An 829-nucleotide genomic window follows, 5' to 3' on the forward strand; every position below is an offset into this window, starting at 1 on the left:
GGCCGGTAGGGAAGATGAGTGTAGTTACGATGAAATCGATTTACGTGGGCAACCTGCCCTTCAGTGCCTCCGAGGACGAGGTCCGTGACCTGTTCGCCGCTTACGGCGACGTCAACGAGGTTCGCCTCATCACGGATCGCGAGACCGGTCGTCCGCGCGGCTTCGGCTTCGTGCGCATGGCCCCCTCCGAGGCGGATGCTGCCATCGAGGCGCTGAACGGCACCGAGCTCGGCGGCCGCACCCTGCGCATCAACGAGGCGCAGGACCGCAAGCCGGCCGGCGGCGGTCGCGGCCCGCGCCGCTTCTAAGCTCCGCATACGTTGCGGAGCGGCCTGAAAAGGCCCACACCGACGCCCGCGCCGGCTTGCCGACGCGGGCGTCGCGTATTCTGACCCCCGCCATCGCGTTCCCATGCCCGGCGTCTCGACCCAGGAGGCCGCATGAACCACACCGACGCGATCGTGCTGGATACCAGTATCTTCACCAATCCCGAGGTGGCCCGCGTCTTCGGTGACGATGCCACCGCGGCGGTCAACCGGTTCGTCGAGCTCGCCCGTGAGGCCGCGCCGCGGCTGACCTGCTACATGCCGCCCTCGGTGATGGACGAGCTCACCCATTTCGCCGACCCGGAACGGCTGCCGCCGGACCTGGAGCTGGTGGTCCACCTGCAGGCCCCGCGCCGGCACGACCTGCGCGTGCCCGGGCTGTTCCTCTACGAGCTCATCGAGGATATCCGCACGCGCATCGATCGCGGCCTGCGGGTCGCGGAGAAGGCGGTGCGCGAGGTCGAGTCCGGCAGCGTCGAGCGCACGGTGCGCTGGCTGCGCGG

Annotated in this window: 2 protein-coding genes; both read left to right on the forward strand. The window is 69.5% G+C overall.

The window, feature by feature from the left end; all coding sequences use genetic code 11:
- Positions 1-308: RNA recognition motif domain-containing protein (locus G7A99_RS22060; RefSeq protein ID WP_371807658.1), on the forward strand; the 308-nt coding region annotated here is incomplete at its 5' end.
- A gap of 132 nt (positions 309-440) precedes the next feature.
- Positions 441-829, forward strand: a 389-nt coding sequence (locus tag G7A99_RS22065; protein WP_163144126.1) for an RNA ligase partner protein, incomplete at its 3' end; no start/stop codon positions are given.

This window comes from Arhodomonas sp. KWT (genome assembly GCF_010993615.1).